Source organism: Clostridium thermobutyricum DSM 4928 (assembly GCF_002050515.1).
In the GTDB taxonomy this organism is placed as follows: Bacteria; Bacillota; Clostridia; order Clostridiales; family Clostridiaceae; genus Clostridium; species Clostridium thermobutyricum.
Map to the genome: position 1 here is coordinate 31,936 of NZ_LTAY01000030.1, position 6,906 is coordinate 38,841.

Here is a 6,906-nt window from a genome sequence, read left to right on the forward strand (position 1 = left end):
CCTTATTTCTCTTTGCATATTTTACTTTTTGGGGTATACTAAATTAGAGAGAAATATATGTAAAAAGCATCTAATTCTCAAATTAAAAATAATTTATAGTATATGGAGGTTTTGTACATGTTAGTTTCAGCAAAAGAAATGTTACAAAAAGCTAGAGAAGGTAAGTATGCTGTTGGTCAATTCAACATCAACAACTTAGAATGGACTAAAGCTATACTTTTAACTGCTCAAGAAAATAACTCACCTGTTATCTTAGGAGTTTCAGAAGGTGCAGGAAAATATATGACAGGATATAAAACAGTTGCCGCTATGGTTTCTGCTATGATAGAAGAATTAAATATAACAGTTCCTGTTGCTTTACACTTAGATCACGGTAGCTACGAAGGAGCTAAAAAAGCTATTGAAGCTGGATTCTCATCAATCATGTTTGATGGATCACATTATGCAATAGAAGAAAACATTGAAAAAACTACTGAATTAATCAACATCACTAATGCTAAAGGATTATCTTTAGAAGCAGAAGTTGGATCAATCGGTGGAGAAGAAGACGGAGTTATCGGTGCTGGAGAAATAGCAGATGCTAACGAATGTAAACAAATAGCTGATTTAGGAGTTTCAATGTTAGCTGCTGGTATTGGAAACATCCATGGACAATACCCTGCAAACTGGGCTGGATTAGATTTCGAAGCATTAGCTAGAATCAACGAAGCTACTGGAAACATGCCTTTAGTTTTACACGGTGGTACTGGAATCCCAGATGATATGATTAAAAAAGCTATATCATTAGGAGTTGCTAAAATCAACGTTAATACTGAATGTCAATTAGTATTCGCTGCTGCAACAAGAAAATACATTGAAGCTGGTAAAGATTTAGAAGGAAAAGGATTCGACCCAAGAAAACTTCTTGCTCCTGGATTTGAAGCTATCAAAGATATCGTTAAAGAAAAAATGGTATTATTCGGATCAGTTAACAGAGCTTAATTTATCCAATTTAAAAAGCACTCAAATTGAGTGCTTTTTTGTATTTATAAATATACTTTTTATTAAAATTTTCTATACTCTTTATTTTCTAACTTCCTAACATAAATTATAATTTCTTAGATAATATACATCTTCTTAACCCACCATATTTTTCTTTCTCTTTTTCAATTTTATATTCTCTTTTTATAAAACTATTTAAACTATAAGGATTATCAGGAGATACTGTAGACATAATTAACTCCATATTTTCTTTCTTAGCTAAATCTTCTATAATTCCACATATTTTCACTTGCAATTTATTTCCTCTATAAGCTTTATGAACTATAGTTGATTCTACTTGAGCTACTTTCAATAAGTCATCTCCACTTATATTTATGTCATAACCGTAATTTTCTTTATTTTTTCCTAATTTGCAGTAAACTCCCATACCTATAAGTTCATTATTTTCATTAAAACATCCAACAATCTCTCCCATTTCTCCTGTAAACCTCATAATTGATTCTTTTGACGTTGGATAATATAAATCTTTATTTGAAAGCCATTCTATTACTTTATCTTGTAAATCCATAACTTTATCTAATTCATCATTTTTTACAAGCCTTATAACTCCATTTTCTAATGTATTTTTCTCTTTATTTTTAAGCTGTACTTTTATATTCAATTTAATTCCTCCATTATCATTTAATTTTTATATTACTATTTAATTTTAATATTGCTTCATTCATTCTTTTAATTTTTGTTTCCTCTTTCTTTGCCCCTGTTATCCAAAGAATATATTTTCTTTTATTACTATAAGATAATGTTTCAAAAAATTCTTTTGCCTTTTTCTCTTTTTCCAAAAGTTCTTTAAACTCCTTTGGTATTTCAACTATTCTTTCTTCTTTATCTTCTTCTATTGTTACATCTATAATATCACCAAAAGTTTTATTTAAACTCTTTCTTATAGCTTTCGTTATACCTAAAATGTGGCAGTCTACTCCCATTTTAACAATTGAGCCCTTATATTCTATACCATCAAAAGTTGCTTTTACTTTTACTCTTTTTGCATTATATTTTTCTTCTACATTAAAAGGTATTTTTATATATGATGCATCTTTACCTTCTACTTTCAAAATTTCTGATTTAAACTTTTCCATATTTTTGTTTAATCTCACTTTCATTTATTATCTCTATAAATTCTTTTACTAATTATATCAAAAATAATTACCTAAAATATTACTTTTAAATTTGTTTTATAAAAAAAGAGTATATTATCTAAAGATAATATACTCTAATTTCTTTATTTATTTGCTACTATAAGCATTTCTCTTAATACTTTACATGCAACTGCTGTTGAAGTACCTGATGTATCATATTGTGGTGATAATTCATTTATATCTATTCCAACTATATTATTTAATTTTCTAAACTCAAGTATTCCATTCATAAGTTCCTTAAATGTTATTCCTCCAGCTTCTGGAGTTCCTGTCCCAGGAAATATTGATGGATCAAGAACATCTAAATCTATTGTAATATAAACTGGCTTATCTTTAATTTTTTCTACCACTTTATCTAAATTATCTAGATTGAATTTATTAGTATACATATGATCTTTTGCCCAATAGAATTCATCTCTTTCTCCTGAACGAATACCAAATTGGAATATTCTATTATCTCCTACTAAATCCCATACTCTACGAATAACTGAAGCATGTGATAATTTTTCTCCTAAGTAATCATCTCTTAAGTCTGTATGAGCATCAAAATGTATTACATGTACATCTGGATATTTATTAAATATAGATTTAAATGCACCTAAAGTTACTAAGTGCTCTCCGCCTATCATAAGTGGAGTTTTTCCATCATTTAAAACTTTAGCTGTATATTCCTCTATCATATCTAAAGCTTTAGTTGTATTTCCAAATGGTATATCTAAATCTCCTCCATCATAGATAGAAAGATCATAAAGATCTACATCTTGATATGGACTATAGCTTTCAAGGCCATAAGATTCACTTCTCATTACTTTACTTGCAAATCTAGTCCCTGGTCTAAAAGAAGTTGTTCCATCAAAAGGTGCGCCAAATACTACTGTAGTTGCTTCGCTATATTCACATTCGCACCCAATGAAAGTTTCTATATTTCTATTCATGTACGCTTTCTAACATTTCTTTAACATAGTTTGGTAGTGCGAAGCATCCTCTGTGTAAATCTGTGTTATAGTACTTAGTTTTTAATCCTAAATCATTCCATTTTTCCACATCAGCTTTTAAAGGATCATATTTTTTTGAAGCAAATCCAAATAACCAATGTCCTGATGGATAAGTTGGAATATGAGCTTGATATACTCTACAAACTGGGAAGCATTCCTTAATTCTCTTATGTGCTCTCTTCATTGATTTAGCATATGCTTCATAATATGGACTTTCATGTTGGTTAACAAGTATTCCATCTTCTTTTAATGCTTTAAAACAGTTTCCATAAAACTCTCTTGTAAATAATCCTTCTCCTGGTCCAAATGGGTCAGTTGAATCAACTATTATTAAGTCATATTTATTTTCTACTGATCTTACAAATTTTAATCCGTCTTCAAAATATAAAGTAACTCTAGGATCATCTAATTTTTCAGCTGTTTGTGGTATGAATTTTTTACATACATCTACAACTAATTTATCTATTTCAACCATATCAATTTTTTCAATTGAACTATATCTAGTAAGCTCTCTTACTGTTCCACCATCTCCAGCTCCTATAACAAGAACATTTTTGATATTTGGATTAGTTGCCATTGGCACGTGTACTATCATATCATGATATATAAATTCATCTTTTTCAGTAACCATCATTAATCCATCAAGAGTAAAGAAAGTTCCAAATTCTTTTGATTTAAATACATCTATTCTTTGAAATTCACTTTTACCACTATATAACTGTTCATCTACCTTTATTGAAAAACGAGCTTCTGGTGTGTGCTCTTCTGTGTACCATAATTCCATATTAATTCACTCCTTAAAATTTTATTTTAAAACTTGTATTTCATTTATATCCATATCCTCTGGCCCTGTAATTAGGCTTCCTTTTTCCTTAGAAGCTAATATACATTCTATAGCTTCTTTAGTTATAAGTTCACCTGGTGCAAGTATAGGAATTCCTGGAGGATAGCACATAACAAATTCACCTGTAATTCTTCCTTCACTTTCTGAAATAAGAATACTTTCCTTTTCTGCGTAAAATGCTTCTTTAGGTGATTTTTTAACAATAGGATTTATATATTCATGATCAAATATCCCTTTTTTATCTTTTGTATGAATTCTTTTTATTTCACTTAGTGCAGAAACAAGTCTTTCTATATTATATCTTGTATCTCCTACTGATATAATAGATAAAATATTTCCTATATCCCCAAGTTCAATTTGAATTCCATAATCATCTCTTAATATATCATAAGCCTCTATTCCTGCAAGTCCTACATCAAGTGTATTAACAGTCAGCTTAGTTATATCAAAATCAAATACATTATCTCCATTTACTATTTCTTTTGAAAAAGCATAGTATCCTCCAATTTTATTTATTTCACTTCTTGCATATTCTGCAATAGATACTACTTCTTCAAATATTTCTTCTCCATGAAGTGCTAAATTTTTTCTTGCAATATCAAGTGAAGATAAAAGAAGATAAGAACCACTAGTAGTTTGAGTTAAATTTATTATTGTTCTTACATAGTGTGGATTTATCTTTTCATTTTTCATAAGAAGCATTGAACTTTGAGTAAGAGAGCCACCTGTTTTATGAATACTTACTGCTGCCATATCTGCTCCTGCTTCCATAGCTGATACAGGAAGCCTTTTATCAAAATAAAAATGAGTTCCATGTGCTTCATCTACTAATACATACATTCCATGTCTATGCGCAAGTTTAACAATTTCTCTTAAATCTGAACATATTCCATAATAAGTTGGATTATTTACAAAAACTGCTTTTGCATCTGGATGTTCTTTTATTGCATCTTCTATGTCTTTTAAAGACATTCCAAGAGATATTCCAAGTCTCTTATGAATTCCTGGATTTATATATATAGGATTTGCTCCTATTAATATAAGCGAATTTATAGCTGATCTATGAACATTTCTTGGCATAATTATTTTATCCCCTTCTTTACAAACGCTCATAATCATTGCTTGAACTGCAGATGTAGTTCCATTTACCATAAAGAATGCACTATCTGCTCCAAAAGCTTCTGCTGCAAGTTCTTCTGCTTCTTTTATAACGCTAGTTGGATGACAAAGATTGTCTAAAGGTTTCATTGAATTTACATCTACTGAAAGACAATCTTCTCCTAAAAATTCTTTTAATTGTTTATTCCCTCTTCCTTGTTTATGTCCAGGAACATCAAAAGGAACTATTCTCTGATTTTTGTACCATTTTAGTGCTTCATAAATTGGTGCTTTATTTTGAGGAGATTTATTTTTCATAGCTCATTCCCCCTTAATAGATATTTACTCCACCATAAATTTCTATCATTTCTTTTGATAACCTATCTCTTATTTCTCTTCTTTCATTTGGTGATAACTCAAATTGATCTGAATTAAATAAATAATTATTTAATTTAATTTCATTTACCATCATTTTTGTATGGAACATATTTGCTTGATAAACATTCATATCTATACAATCATAATTTTTAAGTGTATCTCCATCTATATAATCTTGAATTGATCTTATTTCATGATCTATATAATATTTTCTTCCTGCAATATCTCTTGTAAATCCTCTTACTTTATAATCAATTGTTATAACATCTGAATCAAAACTTGATATTAAATAATTTAATGCATTTAATGGAGATATTTTTCCACAAGTTGAAACATCAATATCTACTCTAAAAGTTGTTATATCATTATTTGGATGACATTCTGGATATGTATGAACTGTTAAGTGACTTTTATCTAAATGTCCCATAACACTATCTCTTAATGCCATATATGAAAATTCACCTTTATTACATGAAGGATCTATAACCGCTACTGGTAAAGCCTCTTCAGTAATTAGTACATTTACACTAGCCCCTTGAGGCTCATAATCTTGTTTTGAAATATTTAAAACATGGGCTCCTATAATTTCTGTTACATCACATAAAATTTTAGTTAAACGCTCAGAATTATATTGCTCATCAATATATTTTATATAATCTTCTTTTTCTTTTTCAGTTTTGGCATAACAAACATCATAAATATTAAAGCTTAAAGTTTTAGTTAGATTGTTAAAACCATAAAGTGTTATTTTTTCTTTCAAAACTAACCTCAAATCCTTTCATTTTATAATTTTCATAACTCTTTTCCACATACTTAATTATATTTTTATTAAAAATTTCTTAATATTACTAAACCTATCTAATTAAGCATATAAGCTATAGTTACTATACTGTCTATTTCTCAAACTAGAAATACTAAATATAAAACTTGATATTACTAAACTTTTTACCAAAAAAATTTTTCCAAATATTAATATACTTTTAAGTCTTAATTTATTGTTAAATTTTTCAATGTCGATAGTTATTATATCTTAGTAAAATTTATTCGTCAATCTTTCATATTAAAGTTTGTTTTTTATTAAAAACAATAATTATCATAATAATAGAAATTAATGTAATAAACTGATAATTAAATTTGTTCAAATTTTAATAGAGTGTAATTGTGATGAATATTGTAATTAAGTATAAAATATGAAAAAAAATATATTTGAACGTGATATAAATCACTTTATTATAGAATATTTTACAAAAAAATATATATAAGTAAATTTATTTAATAAAATACAAAATTTTAATGGGTTTTTATGGGATTATAATGTTTATTTTTAATAATTAATATTTTTATTTCTGTTATTTTCTCAAATAAATAATTAAATGTTTATAAAAAAATTTATTTTAAGATAAATTATTTGATT

The 6,906-nt window shown here is 27.7% G+C and carries 7 protein-coding genes; 1 reads left to right on the forward strand and 6 read right to left on the reverse strand.

The features are described from left to right. The first annotated feature begins 117 nt into the window (after positions 1-117). Positions 118-981, forward strand: a complete 864-nt coding sequence (gene fba / locus CLTHE_RS05750; protein ID WP_002598126.1) for a class II fructose-1,6-bisphosphate aldolase — start codon at positions 118-120, stop codon at positions 979-981. A 106-nt stretch (positions 982-1,087) separates the two neighbouring features. On the opposite strand, the gene CLTHE_RS05755 is transcribed toward fba, so the two are convergent. The 6 genes from CLTHE_RS05755 to speD form a co-directional block, all read right to left on the reverse strand. Beyond that, the gene (locus CLTHE_RS05755; RefSeq protein ID WP_080022405.1) at positions 1,088-1,642 is read right to left on the reverse strand and encodes a GNAT family N-acetyltransferase; all 555 of its coding nucleotides are present in this window, start codon (positions 1,640-1,642) and stop codon (positions 1,088-1,090) included. 16 nt (positions 1,643-1,658) lie between these two features. Beyond that, entirely contained in the window at positions 1,659-2,141 is a 483-nt protein-coding gene (locus CLTHE_RS05760) for a YdeI/OmpD-associated family protein (RefSeq protein ID WP_080022406.1), read from the reverse strand. Between the two features lie 119 nt (positions 2,142-2,260). After that, complete coding sequence (gene speB, locus CLTHE_RS05765) at positions 2,261-3,112, reverse strand: agmatinase (RefSeq protein ID WP_002598129.1); 852 nt, start codon at positions 3,110-3,112, stop codon at positions 2,261-2,263. Continuing rightward, entirely contained in the window at positions 3,105-3,956 is an 852-nt protein-coding gene (speE, locus tag CLTHE_RS05770) for a polyamine aminopropyltransferase (protein ID WP_002598130.1), read from the reverse strand. Before speE ends, speB begins: the two co-directional genes overlap by 8 nt. Positions 3,957-3,977: 21 nt before the next feature. Further along, a complete protein-coding gene (locus tag CLTHE_RS05775) occupies positions 3,978-5,432 on the reverse strand; it encodes an aminotransferase class I/II-fold pyridoxal phosphate-dependent enzyme (RefSeq protein WP_080022407.1) in 1,455 nt (484 codons plus the stop codon). Positions 5,433-5,445: 13 nt separating this feature from the next. Next, positions 5,446-6,264, reverse strand: a complete 819-nt coding sequence (gene speD, locus CLTHE_RS05780; RefSeq protein ID WP_207651195.1) for an adenosylmethionine decarboxylase — start codon at positions 6,262-6,264, stop codon at positions 5,446-5,448. Positions 6,265-6,906 lie beyond the last annotated feature (642 nt).

Bases quoted from the DNA above. Each gene is read 5' to 3' on its own strand.
- fba (WP_002598126.1), top strand. From the start codon at position 118: ATGTTAGTTTCAGCAAAAGAAATGTTACAAAAAGCTAGAGAAGGTAAG.
- CLTHE_RS05760 (WP_080022406.1), bottom strand. From the start codon at position 2,141: ATGAAAGTGAGATTAAACAAAAATATGGAAAAGTTTAAATCAGAAATT.
- speB (WP_002598129.1), bottom strand. From the start codon at position 3,112: ATGAATAGAAATATAGAAACTTTCATTGGGTGCGAATGTGAATATAGC.
- speE (WP_002598130.1), bottom strand. From the start codon at position 3,956: ATGGAATTATGGTACACAGAAGAGCACACACCAGAAGCTCGTTTTTCA.
- CLTHE_RS05775 (WP_080022407.1), bottom strand. From the start codon at position 5,432: ATGAAAAATAAATCTCCTCAAAATAAAGCACCAATTTATGAAGCACTA.